17 protein-coding genes are annotated in these 17,406 nt (G+C 64.7%); 3 read left to right on the forward strand and 14 right to left on the reverse strand.

All coding sequences use genetic code 11. From position 1 onward, the window contains the following. Positions 1-52: 52 nt before the first annotated feature. From AC1VNY_RS12265 to nth, 6 genes are all read right to left on the reverse strand, one after another. Positions 53-1,555 carry a DHA2 family efflux MFS transporter permease subunit gene (locus tag AC1VNY_RS12265; protein WP_482405404.1) on the reverse strand — a complete coding sequence of 501 codons (1,503 nt, stop codon included), beginning with the start codon at positions 1,553-1,555 and terminating at the stop codon, positions 53-55. A 62-nt stretch (positions 1,556-1,617) separates the two neighbouring features. After that, positions 1,618-2,130: an isoprenylcysteine carboxyl methyltransferase family protein gene (locus AC1VNY_RS12270; protein WP_482405338.1), complete on the reverse strand. Its 513-nt coding sequence runs from the start codon at positions 2,128-2,130 to the stop codon at positions 1,618-1,620. Continuing rightward, positions 2,127-3,179, reverse strand: a complete 1,053-nt coding sequence (locus tag AC1VNY_RS12275) for a type III polyketide synthase (RefSeq protein WP_482405405.1) — start codon at positions 3,177-3,179, stop codon at positions 2,127-2,129. Before AC1VNY_RS12275 ends, AC1VNY_RS12270 begins: the two co-directional genes overlap by 4 nt. 138 nt (positions 3,180-3,317) lie before the next feature. Next, the gene (locus AC1VNY_RS12280; RefSeq protein WP_482405339.1) at positions 3,318-4,946 is read right to left on the reverse strand and encodes an MFS transporter; all 1,629 of its coding nucleotides are present in this window, start codon (positions 4,944-4,946) and stop codon (positions 3,318-3,320) included. After that, positions 4,933-6,078 carry an HlyD family secretion protein gene (locus tag AC1VNY_RS12285; RefSeq protein WP_482405340.1) on the reverse strand — a complete coding sequence of 382 codons (1,146 nt, stop codon included), beginning with the start codon at positions 6,076-6,078 and terminating at the stop codon, positions 4,933-4,935. The genes AC1VNY_RS12280 and AC1VNY_RS12285 overlap by 14 nt, the downstream gene beginning before the upstream one ends. 170 nt (positions 6,079-6,248) lie before the next feature. Next, positions 6,249-7,034 carry an endonuclease III gene (nth, locus tag AC1VNY_RS12290; RefSeq protein WP_482405341.1) on the reverse strand — a complete coding sequence of 262 codons (786 nt, stop codon included), beginning with the start codon at positions 7,032-7,034 and terminating at the stop codon, positions 6,249-6,251. A 22-nt stretch (positions 7,035-7,056) separates the two neighbouring features. On the opposite strand from nth, the gene AC1VNY_RS12295 reads away from it, so the two are divergent. Both AC1VNY_RS12295 and AC1VNY_RS12300 read left to right on the forward strand, forming a co-directional pair. After that, positions 7,057-7,617, forward strand: a complete 561-nt coding sequence (locus AC1VNY_RS12295; RefSeq protein WP_461192646.1) for a DUF2244 domain-containing protein — start codon at positions 7,057-7,059, stop codon at positions 7,615-7,617. A gap of 107 nt (positions 7,618-7,724) precedes the next feature. Beyond that, entirely contained in the window at positions 7,725-8,621 is an 897-nt protein-coding gene (locus AC1VNY_RS12300) for a methylated-DNA--[protein]-cysteine S-methyltransferase (protein WP_461192653.1), read from the forward strand. Between the two features lie 140 nt (positions 8,622-8,761). Here AC1VNY_RS12300 and AC1VNY_RS12305 read toward each other — a convergent pair whose 3' ends face one another. From AC1VNY_RS12305 to dnaK, 8 genes are all read right to left on the reverse strand, one after another. After that, positions 8,762-9,385 (reverse strand): 2,3-bisphosphoglycerate-dependent phosphoglycerate mutase, encoded by a 624-nt coding sequence (locus AC1VNY_RS12305; protein ID WP_482405342.1) that lies wholly within the window; start codon positions 9,383-9,385, stop codon positions 8,762-8,764. A gap of 47 nt (positions 9,386-9,432) precedes the next feature. Beyond that, entirely contained in the window at positions 9,433-10,245 is an 813-nt protein-coding gene (dapB, locus tag AC1VNY_RS12310; RefSeq protein ID WP_482405343.1) for a 4-hydroxy-tetrahydrodipicolinate reductase, read from the reverse strand. Between the two features lie 65 nt (positions 10,246-10,310). Continuing rightward, positions 10,311-10,613 (reverse strand): DUF1330 domain-containing protein, encoded by a 303-nt coding sequence (locus AC1VNY_RS12315; protein WP_482405344.1) that lies wholly within the window; start codon positions 10,611-10,613, stop codon positions 10,311-10,313. Positions 10,614-10,634: 21 nt separating this feature from the next. After that, positions 10,635-11,345 carry an orotidine-5'-phosphate decarboxylase gene (pyrF, locus tag AC1VNY_RS12320; RefSeq protein ID WP_482405345.1) on the reverse strand — a complete coding sequence of 237 codons (711 nt, stop codon included), beginning with the start codon at positions 11,343-11,345 and terminating at the stop codon, positions 10,635-10,637. A 6-nt stretch (positions 11,346-11,351) separates the two neighbouring features. After that, positions 11,352-11,930: an NADPH-dependent FMN reductase gene (locus AC1VNY_RS12325; RefSeq protein WP_482405346.1), complete on the reverse strand. Its 579-nt coding sequence runs from the start codon at positions 11,928-11,930 to the stop codon at positions 11,352-11,354. Between the two features lie 50 nt (positions 11,931-11,980). Then, positions 11,981-12,583, reverse strand: a complete 603-nt coding sequence (locus tag AC1VNY_RS12330; protein WP_028341757.1) for a class I SAM-dependent methyltransferase — start codon at positions 12,581-12,583, stop codon at positions 11,981-11,983. Positions 12,584-12,682: 99 nt separating this feature from the next. Next, positions 12,683-13,810: a molecular chaperone DnaJ gene (dnaJ, locus tag AC1VNY_RS12335; RefSeq protein ID WP_028341758.1), complete on the reverse strand. Its 1,128-nt coding sequence runs from the start codon at positions 13,808-13,810 to the stop codon at positions 12,683-12,685. Positions 13,811-13,980: 170 nt separating this feature from the next. After that, positions 13,981-15,882: a molecular chaperone DnaK gene (gene dnaK / locus AC1VNY_RS12340; protein WP_026192053.1), complete on the reverse strand. Its 1,902-nt coding sequence runs from the start codon at positions 15,880-15,882 to the stop codon at positions 13,981-13,983. 567 nt (positions 15,883-16,449) lie between these two features. Between dnaK and AC1VNY_RS12345 the strand changes: the two genes are divergently transcribed. Continuing rightward, positions 16,450-17,385 carry a hypothetical protein gene (locus AC1VNY_RS12345; protein ID WP_482405347.1) on the forward strand — a complete coding sequence of 312 codons (936 nt, stop codon included), beginning with the start codon at positions 16,450-16,452 and terminating at the stop codon, positions 17,383-17,385. The last annotated feature ends 21 nt before the right edge of the window (positions 17,386-17,406 follow it).

Raw genomic sequence — 17,406 nt, forward strand, 5'->3', positions numbered from 1 at the left:
TTTTGACGCGTTTTCTTCACGCGAACCGGTATCCACTTCGCTCGAAAACGCTCTAGGTGGTATCCGGAAGCGCCGGCAGCGATGCCGATACCCGATCGCTTGCGAATGGCACGAGCAGCAGTCCGACGATCGCCACGCAGGCGAGCATCGCCCATGCCTCGTTGACGGTGAGTGCGAGCGACGCCCGTTCGACCAACGGCCGGATGAACGCCACCGTCGCGTCGTCCGGCAGACCCGGCGGACGATCGATCAGCAACTTCGGATCGAGCCCGATCGCCTGCGCCGCGGTGATATCCCCCGCCAGCAGGCGCACGCGGAAATCCTCGCCATAGATCGGGCTTCGCCCATAGAGGATGGTATCGATCAGGGCGATCCCGATCGCGCCGCCCAGATTGCGCATCAGGTTGAACAGTCCGCTGGCGTCGGCGATTTCCGCCTCCGGAAGGGCGCCCAGCGCAATGCGCGTCGGCGGCAGCAGGCAGAACATGATCGCGACGCCGCGCACGACCTGCGGCCAGAACATCTCGCCAAAATCCGCTGTGCGCGGCTGAATGGCGCTCCAGCCGAGGCCGAGCGCGAACAAGGCGAAGCCCGCACCGGTCAACCGCCGCGCGCCGACGCGGCTTTCGAGGATCGCCGCAAGCGGCGCGGCGACGAGCTGCGCAACCCCCGTGACCAGCATGATCTTGCCGATCTCGAAGGCGTCATGGCGGCGGACGAAACCGAGGAATACCGGCATCAGATAGGTCGATCCATAAAGGCCAATGCCGAGGCAAAAGCTCAGTGCGCAACCGATCGCGAACGGGCGCCGCTTGAAAAGCGTCAATTGCGCGATCGGATAGGCCGCGCGGAGCGTGCGCCGGATCAGCAGCGCCATCCCGGCAATGCTTCCGATCAGCAGGCCGAGGCAAGGCATCGCGGCCCAACCGCGTTGCGGCGCTTCCTTCAGACCGATCATGAAGCTTGCGAGCGTCGCTGCGAACAGGACAAGCGACCATTTATCCAGCCTTGAGAATGCGCGAAGCTGCACGCCTTCCTTCGGAAGCAGCAACGGCGTGACCGAGGCTGCCACCGTTCCCGGAACCACATTGATCAGGAACAGCCATGGCCACGACCAGGTCTGCGTGATCCAGCCGCCGACAACGGGTCCGACGGTCGGCGCGAGCACCGCGACGACGCCGCCGATCGTGGTGGCCACCGCATGAAGCCGCGCCGGGAACAGCGTGAACACGGCGGAGAACACTGCGGGGATCAGGACGCCGCCGGAAAATCCCTGCAGCACGCGAAACGCCAGCAGCGCGGCAAAGCCGTCGCTGAGGGCGCAGCCGACCGACGCGACGGTGAACAGGCTCACGGCAAGCGCGAACAGCCATCGTAACGACAGCGCATGCGTGAACAGGCCGGTCAGTGGGATCGCGATCACTTCCGCGATCAGATAGGCGGTCTGGATCCAGCTCATCGCCGCCGGCGAGATCGCAAGCGCGCGCTGGATCGTCGGCAACGAGGTTGCGACGACCTGGATGTCGAGAATCGCCATGAACATGCCGCAGCACATCAGGAGGAAGCCGGCCCAGGTCGCAGCCGATGGGCTGTCGGTTCGGTGATCCGCCCCCTTGCTCATGGCGTGCTTGTGCGTGGCCAGTCGGAAACGGAGAGCGCGCGGTTCTCGACCCGAATCCGGAGCGCAAGCACCGCGAGATTGAGGAGGGTGAAGATCAGCGCCAATCGCGGCAGGTGCAGCGTGAGCGGTAGCAGCGCGATTTCACCGACCACGACGGCGTAGTTTGGATGCGGGAAATATCGGTATGGCCCGGATGCGACCAGCGGCGCGCCCGGCAGCACGACGATTCGCGTGGTCCATCGCGGCCCGAGCGCCGTGAGGATCCACAGCCGCAAGCCTTGCAGCAGCAGAAAACCCGCCAGCGCGGCCAGATTGACGTCCTGGTCGCGGCCCCAGATCCACAGCGCGGTCAGCCAGCCGGCGTGAACCAGGACAATGAGCGGGTAGTGATTGGCGCCGACCTCGACCGCGCCTCGTGCGAGAAGCCGCTCCGTGTTGCGACGTGACAGCACGAGCTCGGCGAGACGCTGCAGCGTGACCAGAGCGAGGATGACCGACGCGAAGCTCACGCCGCGTGCCTGAGCGCAACGCAGCTGAGCGTGAAGCCCGGGCCAAGCGCCGTGAGCAGCGAGCGCGACGGCAATCCCTTGGCGCAGGCGCGTTCGAGAACAAAGAGAACCGTCGGGCCCGACATGTTGCCGCAAGCCGCGATGACGTCGCGTTCGTGATCGAGCGTGCCCTGATCGAGCGCGAGCGCCCGCTCCAGCGCGGCGATGACCTTGGCGCCGCCGGGATGGCAGAGGTAGCGGTCGACGTCATCGGCCGTCAGCTGCATCCGCGCGAGGATTTCGGCAACGGCCGGCCCAAGATGGTCGCGGACGAAATCCGGAATGGTTCGCTGAAAGACCACGCCGAATCCTTCCGGATCGACTGTCCAGCCCATGATGTCGAGCGTATCCGGCCACAGCTTTTCACCCGTCGCCTCGATCCGCGTCGCGCCGCCGTCCCCGGCGCGCAGCACGATCGCGGCCGCGCCATCGCCGAACAGGCTGGCCGCAACGATATTTGCCTTGGTGAGCTCGTCGTGCCGGACCGCGAGCGTGCAGAGCTCGAGCGCAACCAGCAGCACATTCGCTCCCGGCCGCGCTTCGGCCAGCCGCGCCGCGATCGACAGGCCAGACACACCGCCCGCGCAGCCCAGGCCGAACACCGGCACGCGCGACACATCCGTTCGCAGACCGAGCTTGCCGGCGACGCGCGCCTCCAGCGTCGGCGTGGCTATCCCCGTCGAGCACACCGTGACCACGATATCGATGTCCCTGCCGGTCAGGTCGGCGCGCGCAATCGCCTTGCGGGCCACGTCGACATATAGCGTCTCCGCGCCCTCGAGGAACGCCAGCGTTCGCTCCGGCCAGCCGCGCCGTTCGAGATACCATTCGATCGGCTTGACGCCGTAGCGATGCTGGATGCCGGTGTTGGCGAACAGGCTGGAGAGCGTCTCGAATTCGGCATAGCGGTCCGCGAGGAGGTTACGCGCGGCCTGCAGGACCTGTCCCTGATGGAATAGATGCGGTGGAACCGCCGTCGCCAGGGAAACAAGCGCGGCCGTCTGCTTCATCTCGATCATCGTGGCTCCATTTCCCCCGCTCTTGGAACCGCGCGATGAGCAAAATATTTCAGCACGCCTGCGACATAGCACGAGCGCCGCATTCACTATAAATTGACCCGGCGGCGATATCCGCCGCCTCCTCGCAAATCAGGAAGCGGCGACGCCCAGCCTGCGCATCACGCTCTTCACGAAGCCCAACGGCGCCGGCGACAGCGGGCCCTGCGGCGCGCGCGTGATGAAGGCGACCAGGACCAGCGCCAGGATCGCGAGCCAGAAGCACAGCCAGAAGCCGTCGATATAGGCGAGCGTGTTGGCCTCGCGCTGCACCAGCGCCGCCAGCGTGCCGACGGCGCGCCCCGTCGCGGTCCCGATGCCGTGGCCGGAAAATTCACCTGCCAGCCGCTTGAGCAGGTTCACGACGTCGATGTTGCCGTTCTGCACATGCTGTCCGAGATAGTTCGAATGGATCTGCTCGCGGACCCGCAGCCAGGTCCCCATCAGCGCGACGCCGATCTCGGCACCGCCAAGGCGCATGATCTGGATATAGGCCGCGAACGCCGTCGCCCGCGACGGATCGGAATTCGACAGCGCCATGATGATGATCGGCAGCAGCGTGAACGCCTGCCCGATCGACGTGAGCAGGACGATGCCGACAAAGTCCTCGCGCGCCCAGACATGGCTCAGCTGCGTGCCCCAGAGATTGGCGGCCGCGAATGCCGAGAAGCCGAGCACCACGACGATGCGCGGATCGAGGTGGCGCAGCAGCAAGATCGAGACCGGCACCAGCACGAACATCGGCAGCGCGCCGTAGGTGAACAGCAGCACGCCCGACTGCTCCGGCCGCAGCGCGGCGACGGTGCCGAGGAAGTTCGGCACCAGCGACGAATTCGACAGGCTGGTCAGCGTGTACAGCAGGATGACGATCAGCGAGAGCCCGATGTTGCGCGAGAACAGCACGTTGAAATGCGCCCAGGGCCGACGCGCCACCATTTCGTTGATCATGAAGGCGACGATCAACAGCCCGCCACCGATCAGAAGCGCCATCACCGTGCCCGACGACAGCCAGTCCAGCCGGTTGCCCTGATCGAGCCCGGCATAGACCATCGACACCCCGGCGCCGAGCAGCAGCATGCCGCCCCAATCGGCATGGTGCAGCAGGTCGCGATTGACCGGCTCGTTCGGCGTGCCGAGATACACCATCAGCCCCATCAGCGGCGCGATCACCACGCCCTGCCAATACAGCCACTGCCAGCCGAGATGCTCGACATAGAAACCGACCAGCGAGCTCGACGAGTCGAGCGCGAAGCCGACGCGGATCGAGTACATCGCAATCGCCGGCAGCCACCATCGGATCGGCAAATTGCGCAGGATGATCATCAGCGTCGCCGGCACGAAGGTGCCGAGCAGGATGCCGTGGGCGATGCTGAGCGTGATCAGCATCGTGTAGTCGCGCACGAACGGGATGGTCAGCGAGACCACCGCATAGACCAGACTCGGAATGCCGAGCACACGGCGCAGGCCGAACACGGTGGCAAGCCAGGCCACTGCTGGCGCGACGAAGATCTGCGAGCCGATCGCAGCCGTCGAGAGCCAGGCGCCCTCGTCGAAGCTGAGCGAGAACGCGCCGCGCAAATCGGGCAGGCCGACGGAAGTCAGGCGGCTGTCGAAATTCGCCAGGAACGCGCCGAGCAGCACGGCGACGACCGCGAACAGCGGATAGCGCGCGACGTCGCCGCGCGAGACCGGACCGCTGTGTCGGTCGTCACTTTCCGCCATTGGCGACCGCCTCGCCGGTGTCGATCCGCGTGACGACCGACATGCCCGGCAGCAGGCGCTCGAGCAATGGCTGGCCCTTGTCGAACTGGATACGCACCGGGATGCGCTGCACCACCTTGGTGAAATTGCCGGTGGCGTTATCGGGCGGCAGCAGCGCGAATTGCGATCCGCTCGCCGGCGCGATGCGCTCGACGACGCCGCGCAGCTTCTGGCCCGCGAATGTGTCCACGGTGACCTCGACCGGCTGGCCCGGCTTGACGTTCGTAAGCTGGGTCTCCTTGTAGTTGGCGATCACATAGACGTTCGGCAGCGGCACGACATTGATCAGATTGGCGCCGATGTTGACGTAGTCACCCGGCTGGACCTGGCGCTCGCCGGTGACGCCGTCGAACGGCGCCACGATCTTCGTATAACCAAGCTTGAGCTTGGCCGATGCCAGCAGCGCCTTGGCGGCGTCGAGATCGGCGGCACGCTGCTTCTTGGTGCCTTGCAGGACCTCGAGCTGATGGCGCTGCGCCGCGATCACGGCGCGGCTGGCGCGCACGTCGGCCTCCGCCTTGGCGTAGGATGCGGTCGCCTGCTCGAGCCGCTGCCGCGTGCCGGCGTCGGTTTGCGACAACGACTGCTGACGCTCTTCCTCCTGGCGTGCCAGAGTCTGCTGCGCTTCTGCGGACAACCGTGCAGCCTCGGCCTGCGCGATGGTCGCATATTGCAGCTCGACCTGGTTGTTGAGGTTGTCGAGCACGGCCTGGGCACCGACCACGCCGGCCTCGGCCTGCGCCACCTGCGCCTGATAGTCGGCCGGATCGATCTGCACCAGGAGATCGCCGGCCTTGACGCGCTGGAAATCGGAGACGGCGACGGTGAGCACCTCGCCGGACACGCGGCTGGAGAGCTGGGTCAATTCGGCGCGCACATAGGCATCATTGGTGGTCTGGATCGTGGCGCTGCCGACCCAGGCATCCCAGCGACTGGTCGCCACCGCGACGAACACCAGCGCGATGAGCACGGCAAACAGCGGAATCGCGAAACGGCTCCAGAAGCCGCTTGCTACTGATTGCGGCTTGGCAGGCGCCGGAGCAGGCGCGGTCTGGCTGGCGGGCGACGGACCATCTTCAACCTGCTCTGCCACACCGCACTCCCTCAATCACGCACCGGAACAGCCGACGAACCTGGAGCCTTTTCCGTTCCGATTGAATCGGAACGGAGCTCCAGATTCCTTTTTTTGACGCGTTTTCTTCACGCGAACCGGTATCCACTTCGCTCGAAAACGCTCTGATAGCACATGATGACGATCATGCCTCAGACGGTCTTTTCCGGCCACCGGCAGAGATCATTGATCAGACACACTTCGCAACGTGGACCGCGGGCGAGGCAGGTATAGCGGCCATGCAGGATCAGCCAGTGATGGGCGTGCAGCATGAACTCGGTCGGGATCACCTTCTCCAATCCCAGCTCGACCTCGAGCGGCGTCTTGCCGGGCGCGAGCCCGGTGCGATTGCCGACGCGAAACACATGGGTGTCGACCGCCATCGTGTGCTCGCCGAATGCCATGTTGAGCACGACATTCGCGGTCTTGCGGCCGGCGCCGGGCAAGGACTCGATTTCGGCGCGCGTGCGCGGCACCTCGCCGCCGAACTCGGCGATCAGCTTCTGCGAGAGCGCGATGACGTTCTTCGCCTTGTTGCGATAGAGCCCGATGGTCTTGATGTAGTCGCGCACCCTGTCTTCGCCGAGCTCAAGCATCTTCTCCGGCGTGTCGGCAACCGCGAACAGCGCTCGCGTCGCCTTGTTGACGCCGGCATCGGTCGCCTGCGCCGACAGCACCACCGCAACCAGCAGCGTGTAGGGGTTGAGGTGCTCGAGTTCGCCCTTCGGCTCGGGATTGGCTTTGCGGAACCGGTCGAAAGCCTCGTAGACCTCCTCCGATGTCCATGGCTTTGGCTTTGCGACGTGCTTGGCGGCCTTCTTGGCCGCCTTCTTTGCCCCGCGTTTGGGCAGCAGCCTTGCCGCTTTTGCGGCTTTCTTCTTCGGTGCGGAGCGAACGCTTGACGTGCTGGCGCGTTGAGAGCGAATGATTTTGGCCATGAACCGGATATACTGATACGTCATGACCGCAGGCAACGACTTTGATCCGGGCGAAGACCTCAGGGCCAATGACCTCGCGGCTGATGCCGCTGAGGCCGAGCCCAAATTGTTCTCGGCATTGCTGACGCCGCACCGCTCGCTCAATCGCACCGGCTTTATCGTGCTGATGTCGTTCGTCACCGCGGTCAGCTTCATCGCCGGCGCGGTGTTCTGGTGGCTCGGCGCCTGGCCGATCTTCGGCTTCTTCTGCCTCGACGCGCTGGTGATCTATTGGGCGTTCAAGGTCAATTTCCGCACCGCCAAGGCGAGCGAGGAAATCACCGTCACACCGTCGGAACTGCGGGTGCGCAGGATCAGCCATCGCGGTCATGTGGTGGAATGGGTGCTCAATCCGCTCTGGGTGCGGTTCGAACAGATTTCGCATGAGGAGTTCGGCATCGAGCGGCTCTATCTGGTCTCCAGGGGCCGCCGGGTCAGCGTTGGCAGCTTCCTGGGTCCGGACGAAAAGGCCAGCTTCTCCAAGGCCTTGACGGCGGCGCTCAACGCCGCAAAACGTGGCCCGACCTACAACCCCATCCGCTAGGTCTTATTTGAGCATGATCTTTTCGGAAAACCGGTCTCCACTTTTCCGGATCATGCTTGTCAGAAATCGGGTGGTTTGGACGCGCCATGGCTCCTAAATCAGACACCATGATGACACTCGCCATACACGATCAGCGCCTGGCCAAGCCGGGCCTCCAGAGCGCCGCGCTGCGCGACTATGACTCGGTTCGGCGCGCCATCGCGTTCATCTCGGAGCACTGGCGCACGCAGCCGACCATCGAAGCGATGGCCGATGCCGCCGCCGTCACGCCGGATGAACTGCACCATCTGTTCCGCCGCTGGGCAGGGCTGACGCCGAAGGCTTTCATGCAGGCGCTGACCCTGGACCACGCCAAGAACCTCTTGCGCGATTCCGCCAGCGTGCTCGACGCGGCACTCGACTCCGGCCTGTCAGGGCCGGGACGGCTGCACGACCTGTTCGTCACGCATGAGGCGATGTCGCCGGGCGAATGGAAGACCGGCGCCGGCGGCATGACGCTGCGCTACGGCTTCCACCCCTCGCCGTTCGGCACCGCGATCGTGATCGCAACGGATCGCGGGCTTGCGGGGCTTGCCTTCGCCGATCACGGCGACGAGCAGACCGCATTCGCCGACATGAAGCGGCGCTGGCCGAACGCGACCTATGTCGAGGACACCAACGGCACCACCGCATTGGCGCAGCGCGTGTTCGATACAAGGTTGTGGCGGGCGGACCAGCCGCTGCGCGTCGTCTTGATCGGCACCGATTTCGAGGTGCGGGTGTGGGAGACGCTGCTCAAGGTCCCGATGGGCCGCGCGGTCAGCTATTCCGACATCGCCTGCAAGATCAACAGTCCAAAGGCCTCGCGCGCGGTCGGCGCCGCGGTCGGCCGCAATCCGGTGTCGTTCGTGGTGCCCTGCCATCGCGCACTCGGCAAGAGCGGCGCGCTGACCGGCTATCACTGGGGCATCACCCGCAAGCAGGCGATGCTGGGCTGGGAAGCCGGCCAGGTCGGATTGCATTAAGCAACCGTTACCCGTCACCCTGAGGAGCGCGAAGCGCGTCTCGAAGGGTCGACGGCCCGGCTGGTGGCCGTGCATCCTTCGAGACGCGCGCAAGGGCGCGCTCCTCAGGATGACGGGACGAGCAGATTGATCGCTTCAGCCTACCCCGCCAGATCGACCTTGGACGCAACGGTGGAATCGGCATTGAGCCGATAGACCACCGGCGCGCCGGTCGCGAGCTCGCGCTTGAGGATCTGCTCCGGCGTCAGCTTCTCCAGCACCATGATCAGCGCGCGCAGCGAATTGCCGTGGGCGGCGATCAGCGTACGCTGGCCGCGCAGCACGCCGGGCAGGATCTCCTGCACGTAATAGGGCAGCGTGCGCGCCAGCGTATCCTTCAGGCTTTCGCCGCCGGGCGGCGGCACGTCGTAGGAACGGCGCCAGATCAGGACCTGGTCCTCGCCCCATTTCTTGCGGGCATCGTCCTTGTTGAGGCCGGAGAGATCGCCGTAGTCGCGTTCGTTGAGCGCGAGATTCTTCGTGGTCGGCAATCCGGTCTGGCCGATCTGCTCCAGCATCAGCTTCAGCGTGTGCTGCGCACGGATGAGATCGGAGGTGAACGCGACATCAAACGACAGGCCCTGCGCCTTCAGCTTGCGGCCGGCCTCGTTGGCTTCGTTGACGCCTTGCTCGGTGAGATCAGGGTCCTTCCACCCGGTGAAGAGGTTCTTCAGATTCCAGTCGCTCTGACCGTGACGAACGAGCACAAGAAGACGATCACTCATTTCAGATTCCGTTTTCGCTTAGCTGGATTTCATTCCGTCGAGCGGCGTTAGTCGCTCAACCCGAGGACGTCGGCCATCGAATACATGCCGGGCTTCTTGCCATGCGCCCACAGCGCTGCCTTCAGCGCGCCCTGCGCGAACAGCGCGCGATCTTCTGCATGGTGCGAGAGCGTGATGCGCTCGGAGGGGCCGGCAAAGATCACGCTATGATCGCCGGCCGCAGTGCCGCCGCGCAACGAGGCAAAGCCGATATCGCCCGCGCGCCGCGCGCCGGTGAGACCATCGCGACCGCGCGCCGAATGCTGATCGAGCGCGATCTTGCGTCCCGCGGCCGCGGCTTCACCGAGCATCAAGGCGGTGCCCGACGGCGCATCGATCTTGGACTTGTGGTGCATCTCGAGAATTTCGATGTCAAAGCTCTGGTCGAGCGATTGCGCGACGCGCTTGACGAGCGCGGCGAGCAGATTGACACCGAGGCTCATATTGCCGGATTTCACCACGATGGCGCGGTTGGTCACGCTGCGGATCACCGCATCGTCGGACGGCGACATCCCGGTGGTGCCGATGACGTGAACGAGGCCGCGCTCGGCCGCGATCGCGACATTGGCGATGGTCGCGGCCGGCACCGTGAAATCCAGGATGCCGTCGGCGCCCGCCGACATCGACCACAGATCGGCCGACAGCTTGACGTCATTGGCGGGGAGGCCGGCGAGCACGCCGGCGTCCTTGCCGAGCAGCTCCGAGCCCGGCGCTTCCAGCGCACCGACCAGCGCCGCCCCCGGGGTCTCGGAAATCACCCGCGTCAGCGTGCGGCCCATCCGGCCGCCGGCTCCCGCAACAATCAGACGCATGTCAGCCATGGCTCACCTCTCCACGCGATATAGCGAGCCAAGGCTGTTCCGGCAACCGAACCGGCCACCCGCGATCAGGGCTGCGGGCCGTCATAGCCCTCGATGATGATGAGGTCGGCGATCGAATGCGGCTGCCGCACCCTGATGTTGGCCTGGTATTCCGGGGAGTTGTAGCAGGCCATCGCGGTTGCGTAGTCGGGGAATTCGATCACGACATTGCGGGAGCGGCTCTCTCCCTCGACGCAGTTGAGCTGGCCGCCGCGCACCACATAACGGCCGCCGAACTTCTTGAAGATCGCAAGGTTGGCCACCGCGTAGGGCTTGTAGCCCTCGTCATTATGAACGTCGACGCGTCCAATCCAGTATCCCTTCGCCATCTCTGTTCTCCCTCTTGTTGTTCAGGCGAGCGCCTGGGCGATTTCGGCGTGAATGGCTTCGGCTGAAGCCTTCGGATCGGCGGCTTCCATCACCGGACGTCCGACCACCAGATAGTCGGCGCCGGCGGCAATGGCGCGGGCCGGCGTCATGATGCGCTTCTGGTCGCCGGTCGCCGAGCCTGCGGGACGGATGCCCGGCGTCACCAGGTTCATCTGATCGCCGACGATCTTGCGCAAGGCGGCGGCCTCCTCGGGCGAGCTGACGAGGCCGTCGACGCCAAGCGCCTGCGCCTGTTTGGCGCGCGCTTCGACGAGATCGGAGACGTTGAGGCGATAGCCCGCCGCATGCAGGTCGGTGTCGTCGTAGGAGGTCAGCACCGTCACCGCGAGGATCTTCAGGCCGGAGCCTGCGCGGGCCTCGACCGCTGCCTTCATGGTCTGCGGATATGCATGCACGGTGAGAAAGGTCGCGCCGAGCCCGGCGACGCTTTCGACCCCGCGCGCGACGGTGTTGCCGATGTCGTGCAGTTTCAGATCGAGGAACACCTTCTTGCCGCTGCCTGCAAGCTGTTTCGCCAGCGCGAGGCCGCCGGCATAACCGAGCTGATAGCCGATCTTGTAGAAGGTGACGGCATCGCCGAGCCGGTCGATCATCGCCTCGGCGCTGGCGACCGACGGCAGATCGAGCGCCACGATCAACCGGTCTCTTGGAGCGATCCTGGTTGGCTGCATGTCACCTCACATCATGCGTTGGGAATGGTCGATCAGCTGCCGCACCAGCGCGCGCATTACGTCGATGTCGGCCTGGTGCTTCAGATGATCCATATCGTCATAGGCCTGCTCGGCGAATGACAGCGCGAGCTGGTTCGGGATCACGGTGGCGTGGCACGCCGTCAGGATCAGGCGCAGCGCAGCCAGCGCGCGCGTGCCGCCGAGCCGGTTGCCGGATGCGGCTGAAATCGCGAACGCGCGGCCGTGGAACACTTGACCTCGCACCTCATGCGGATCCTGCACGCGGCTCACCCAGTCGATCGTGTTCTTCACCAGCGCCGGCACCGAGGAATTGTATTCCGGCGTCACGATCAGCACGCCATGATGGGCGCCGATCATGCGCTTCAGATTCACGGCATGCTGCGGCACGCCGGATTTCGCCTGCAGGTCGCCGTCATAGATCGGCAGCTGAAAATCGCCGAGCGAGATGCGGGTGACGTCGGCGCCGGATTGCGCCAGTTCGTACGCCAGCACGGCGGCCAGCTTCGCATTGAGCGAGCCTGACCGAAGCGATCCGGGGATCACGAGGATTTTCAGCGCGGACATCTTGAAATCGCAGGTATTGGGCGCAGGCCCGGCGCGACGGCGCTGGGTGGTCAGCCCTTGCGATACACCCAGACCCGCGCGGGCGGAAGGTTCATCCAGATCCGCTCGGAGGCCTCTGTGGACACGCCCGGCAGCGACTTCGGAATCGGAGGCACCACCGAATAGGTGAACTGAATGAACGGCGCGCCGGGCGCGAGCGCCAGGAAGGCGTCACGGACCAGCCTCAGGCGGGTCAGCATCGGCTTGGTGACGAGCGGCAGGCCGGAGACCACGGCCGAGGCGGGAGATTTCAGCACCTCCCACACAGTATCGCGCAGCGTGTAGGCATCCCCCTGGACGACCCTGGCCTGCGGATAGCGTTCGCGCAGCAACGCGCAGAAGCCGGGATTGTATTCGACCAGGACGAGACGCTTTTGATCGACGCCATGCTCGATCAGCGCGTTGGTGATCGCCCCGGTGCCGGGCCCAAGTTCGATGACCGGCCCTTCGGCGTCACGATCGACATATTGCGCCATGGTGCGGGCGAGCAGCCGTCCGGACGGCATCACCGCGCCCATATGCAGCGGCTTCTCCATCCATGAACGGAGAAATCGAACCTCGTCGTCGAGACGGAGGGGCTTCTTCGACGCACGCACGGACGATTGCAAAGGCATGTCGCTACCAGGCGGGGACCGCACAATCGAGCGGTTGTCAGAAAACAGTCACAAAGACGTATAGGTCGAAGTCGTTACGGTCAAGCATAACGACTGCGGCTAGACGGAGCGATTGCCAAAGAAGTCCTTGACCTTAGAGAAGAAACCCGCTGCCTCCGGCTGGGTTGCGCCGGACGAGAGTTTTTCGAACTCCATCAGCAGTTCTTGCTGCTTCTTGGTCAGATTTTGCGGCGTTTCGACCACGACCTGCACATACATGTCGCCGGTCTGGCGCGAACGGAGCACCGGCATACCCTTTGATGCGATGCGGAATCGCCGGCTGGACTGGGTGCCGGCCGGCACCTTCACCTTGGTCTTGCCCTTGTCGATGGTCGGCACCTCGAACTCGCCGCCGAGCGCTGCGGTCACCATCGAGATCGGCACGCGGCAGTGCAGGTCGGCGCCGTCGCGCTGGAAGAACTGGTGCGTGGTCAGCGACAGGAAGATGTAGAGGTCACCCGGCGGTCCGCCGCGGACACCGGCCTCGCCTTCGCCGGCGAGACGAATTCGGGTGCCGTCCTCGACGCCCGGGGGAATGTTGACCGACAGCGTGCGGTCGCGCGTCACCCGGCCGGAACCCGCGCAGGAGGTGCAGGCATCCTCGATCATCTGGCCGCGGCCCTGACAGCCGGGACAGGTCCGCTCCAACGTGAAGAAGCCCTGGGCCTGCCTGATACGGCCGGCGCCGCCGCAATGCGAGCACGTCTTCGGCTTGGTGCCGGCCTTGGCGCCGGTGCCCGAGCAGGATTCGCAGGTGACCGAGACCGGGATCTCGATCTGCGCGGTCTTGCCCTGGAAGGCTTCCTCGAGCGTGATCTCCATGTTGTAGCGCAGGTCGGCGCCGCGCTCGCGGCCGCCGCCGCGGCGCTGCCCGGCCATGCCGAACAGGTCTTCGAAAATGTCGGAGAAGGATGAGGCGAAGCCGGCGCCGAAGCCGGGACCGCCGCCGCCCATGCCCTGCTCGAACGCGGCATGGCCGAAGCGGTCATAGGCGGCGCGCTTGTCGCCGTCCTTCAGCACCTCATAGGCTTCGTTGATTTCCTTGAACCGGACTTCGCTGGTGGCGTCGCCCGGATTCTTGTCCGGATGCCATTTCATCGCGAGCTTGCGGAAAGCCGATTTGAGCTTGGTCTCGTCCGCGTTCCGCTCAACCTCGAGGGTCTCGTAATAGCAGCGCTTGGTGGACATCCTTCAATTCCGTCCGAAGTTCATCGCGATCGCCGAAGCTTGCGCTCAGGATCGCGTCAAGGATTGCGCCTGTCTGGAAGATGCAGCGATCGCCTTAAAGAAAAATGACCCCCACTCCTCCGAGACGCGGCGCGTGCTCATTGGTGTGAGGGTCATGATCGCAAATCCGCTTAAGCAGACTTCTTGCTGTTCTTGTCGTCATCGACCTCGGTGAATTCCGCGTCGACAACGTCATCCTTGGCAGCGTCCTTGGCCGCATCGGCCTCGGCCTGCTGCTTGTACATGGCCTCGCCGAGCTTCATCGAAGCCTGCGCCAGCGTGTTGGTCTTGGCCTTGATCGCCTCGGCGTCGTCGCCCTTCAGCGCTTCCTTGAGGTCGCTGACGGCGTCTTCGATCGCGCGGCGCTCGGTGTCGGCGATCTTCGAACCGTGTTCGGCCAGAGCCTTCTCGGTCGAATGAACCAGACCGTCGGCATGGTTCTTGGCGTCGACAGCCTCGCGGCGCTTCTTGTCCTCGGCCGCGTTGACCTCGGCGTCCTTGACCATCTTGTCGATGTCGGCCTCGGACAGACCGCCGGATGCCTGGATCCGGATCTGCTGTTCCTTGCCGGTCGCCTTGTCCTTGGCCGACACGTTGACGATGCCGTTGGCGTCGATGTCGAAGGTCACCTCGATCTGCGGCATGCCGCGCGGAGCCGGCGGAATGCCCATCAGGTCGAACTGGCCGAGCATCTTGTTGTCGGCCGCCATTTCACGCTCGCCCTGGAAGACGCGGATGGTGACGGCGCCCTGATTGTCTTCGGCGGTCGAGAACACCTGGCTCTTCTTGGTCGGGATCGTGGTGTTGCGGTCGATGATGCGGGTGAACACGCCGCCCAGCGTCTCGATGCCCAGCGACAGCGGGGTCACGTCGAGCAGCAGCACGTCCTTGACATCGCCCTGCAGCACGCCGGCCTGGATCGCAGCGCCGATCGCGACGACCTCGTCGGGATTGACGCCCTTGTGCGGCTCCTTGCCGAAGAACTGCTTCACGACTTCCTGGATCTTCGGCATGCGGGTCATGCCGCCGACCAGCACCACTTCGCCGATCTCGCCGGCGGTCAGGCCGGCATCCTTCAGCGCCTTGCGGCACGGCTCGATGGTTTTCTCGACGAGGTCGGCCACCAGCGCCTCGAACTTGGCGCGGGTCAGCTTCATCGTCAGATGCTTCGGACCGGTCTGGTCAGCCGTGATGAACGGCAGGTTGATTTCGGTCTGCGTGGTCGACGACAGCTCGATCTTGGCCTTCTCCGCAGCCTCCTTCAGGCGCTGCAAGGCAAGCTTGTCGTTGCGCAGGTTGATGCCCTGTTCCTTCTGGAATTCGTCGGCGAGATAGCCGACCAGGCGCATGTCGAAATCTTCACCGCCGAGGAAGGTGTCGCCGTTGGTCGACTTCACCTCGAACACGCCGTCGCCGATCTCGAGGATCGAGACGTCGAAGGTGCCGCCGCCGAGGTCGTACACAGCGATCGTGCCGGACTTCGACTTGTCGAGACCGTAGGCGAGCGCGGCAGCCGTCGGCTCGTTGATGATGCGCAGCACTTCGAGACCGGCGATCTTGCCGGCGTCCTTGGTGGCCTGACGCTGCGCGTCGTTGAAATAGGCAGGAACCGTGATGACAGCCTGCTCGACCTTCTGGCCGAGATGCGCCTCAGCGGTCTCCTTCATCTTCTGCAGAATGAAGGCCGAGACCTGCGAGGGCGAATAGGTCTTGCCATCGGCTTCGACCCAGGCGTCGCCGTTCGATGCCTTGACGATCTTGTAGGGAACGAGCTTCTTGTCCTTCTCGACCATCGGGTCGTCATAGCGGCGGCCAATGAGGCGCTTCACCGCAAAGAACGTACGCTCGGGATTGGTCACCGCCTGGCGCTTCGCCGGCTGGCCGACGAGGCGCTCGCCATCGTCAGTGAAGGCAACGATCGACGGCGTCGTCCGCATGCCCTCGGCATTCTCGATCACCTTGGCGTTCTTGCCATCCATTACGGCGACGCACGAATTCGTGGTGCCGAGGTCGATCCCAATGACCTTACCCATGGTTTTCATATCCTCTTTGCTACGGCAGGTTGGTTGGGCCCTGACGGCGCTCCGTACCGAACCCCCAGACGTTCACATACTCGCGATATTGCGACGGTGAGCCTGATATAGGAGAGAGGGTCCTGCCCGCAAGGACTGGACGCAACGTTGAGGCCTGAAAAGACTGACGTTTGAAAGATTGTGTCAGCCCGACTGCGGCGCCGGTTCAAGCCCGATCCAAGTTAACAAATCGGCAATGATGCGGCCCGACGTCGACCGCGAACATCCGCTACACGACGTCGGCGCTGTTGAGTGAACACTCACAAACGTCGTATGCGAGAGCTGCGCACAGGCCGAGGGCGCGCTGTTTGGCCGCTGGCGGCCGATCGTCGGAAACGTCGGGAAACCGGGAAGTGCCAGCCAATCGGGACGAAAAGCCCATGGAATCGGGCCTGCAGGCCCGGAGCGGGGCTTTGGCGGCCTGTTGCAGGGTCATCAAAACCGCTAAAAGCGGTCCGACTGAAAGAGGCCATCCAGCCCTGCACCGGCCCCGTTGCGCGGCCACCAAGCAAAACCGGTAGATCCCCCATGACGCCTTTTCGACTTCTCGTTGCGGTTGCCTTGCTGCTTGCTGCCACCTGTCGTGGCTTTGCCGCCGACGTGGTGTTTCCGCCGGGCGCGCATGTCGGGATGAAGCCGCTGGTGGGCCTCAACCGCGCCAAGTCGTTCATCGGCTTCGAGACCGAGGACCAGGGCGTGAAGGTCTTGATCGCCGATCTACCCGCGGACGCCTACAACGAGGTCGTGAGCGCCTTCAAGGCCAACCCGGCCGGTAGCGGAAACATCAAACCGGAGAGCCTCGAGACGCCGGCCGGCCTTGCCTATTACACCGTGGAGAGCGCGCGCGACGGCACCACCAATGTGCGGCGCTATTCCATGATCCTGCCGGGACCGACCTTCTCCGGCTATGTCGCGGTGCAGGTGCCGGAGAACGCGAGCAAGATCTACACCGACGATGCCGTGCGGCAGATGTTCGCCACCGCCCAGATCCGCAGCGAGGTGCCGGTCGACGAACAGCTCGGCATGATGCCGTTCAAGGTCACCGAGCTCAGCAGCTTCAAGAATGTCCGCATGCTGGCGCCGGGCGCGGCGCTGCTGATGGCCGACGGCGACGACAAGGGCCTTGAGACCAAGCCCTTCATGCTGCTTGGCATCATCGGCTCGGCCCCGGCCACACCAGATGATCGCGGTCGCTTCGCCCAGCAGATCGCCACCACGATCCCAGGCGTACGCGACGGGCGGATCACCATGTCCGAACCGATCCGGATCGACGGCCAGCCCGGCTTCGAGACGCGCATCGACGCCGTCAGCGGCAAGGACAACACCCCGGTGACCATCGTGCAGTGGCTGCGGTTCGGCGCGCAAACATCGATGCGCATCATCGGCAGCTCCCCGCGTACCGATTGGGAGAAGGCCTTCCCGCGCTTCCGCGCGGTGCGCGACGGCATCCAGCCGCGCGGCTGACAGGCCCGCCGAAAAATCGGC

Source organism: Bradyrhizobium ferriligni (assembly GCF_056837965.1).

Coding starts and splice junctions, on each gene's coding strand:
- AC1VNY_RS12300 (WP_461192653.1), top strand. CDS start 7,725: ATGATGACACTCGCCATACACGATCAGCGCCTGGCCAAGCCGGGCCTC.
- AC1VNY_RS12345 (WP_482405347.1), top strand. CDS start 16,450: ATGACGCCTTTTCGACTTCTCGTTGCGGTTGCCTTGCTGCTTGCTGCC.
- AC1VNY_RS12325 (WP_482405346.1), bottom strand. CDS start 11,930: ATGTCCGCGCTGAAAATCCTCGTGATCCCCGGATCGCTTCGGTCAGGC.
- AC1VNY_RS12315 (WP_482405344.1), bottom strand. CDS start 10,613: ATGGCGAAGGGATACTGGATTGGACGCGTCGACGTTCATAATGACGAG.
- pyrF (WP_482405345.1), bottom strand. CDS start 11,345: ATGCAGCCAACCAGGATCGCTCCAAGAGACCGGTTGATCGTGGCGCTC.
- AC1VNY_RS12295 (WP_461192646.1), top strand. CDS start 7,057: ATGACCGCAGGCAACGACTTTGATCCGGGCGAAGACCTCAGGGCCAAT.
- AC1VNY_RS12280 (WP_482405339.1), bottom strand. CDS start 4,946: ATGGCGGAAAGTGACGACCGACACAGCGGTCCGGTCTCGCGCGGCGAC.
- AC1VNY_RS12305 (WP_482405342.1), bottom strand. CDS start 9,385: ATGAGTGATCGTCTTCTTGTGCTCGTTCGTCACGGTCAGAGCGACTGG.
- nth (WP_482405341.1), bottom strand. CDS start 7,034: ATGGCCAAAATCATTCGCTCTCAACGCGCCAGCACGTCAAGCGTTCGC.
- dapB (WP_482405343.1), bottom strand. CDS start 10,245: ATGGCTGACATGCGTCTGATTGTTGCGGGAGCCGGCGGCCGGATGGGC.
- dnaK (WP_026192053.1), bottom strand. CDS start 15,882: ATGGGTAAGGTCATTGGGATCGACCTCGGCACCACGAATTCGTGCGTC.
- AC1VNY_RS12275 (WP_482405405.1), bottom strand. CDS start 3,179: ATGAAGCAGACGGCCGCGCTTGTTTCCCTGGCGACGGCGGTTCCACCG.
- AC1VNY_RS12330 (WP_028341757.1), bottom strand. CDS start 12,583: ATGCCTTTGCAATCGTCCGTGCGTGCGTCGAAGAAGCCCCTCCGTCTC.
- dnaJ (WP_028341758.1), bottom strand. CDS start 13,810: ATGTCCACCAAGCGCTGCTATTACGAGACCCTCGAGGTTGAGCGGAAC.
- AC1VNY_RS12265 (WP_482405404.1), bottom strand. CDS start 1,555: ATGTGCTGCGGCATGTTCATGGCGATTCTCGACATCCAGGTCGTCGCA.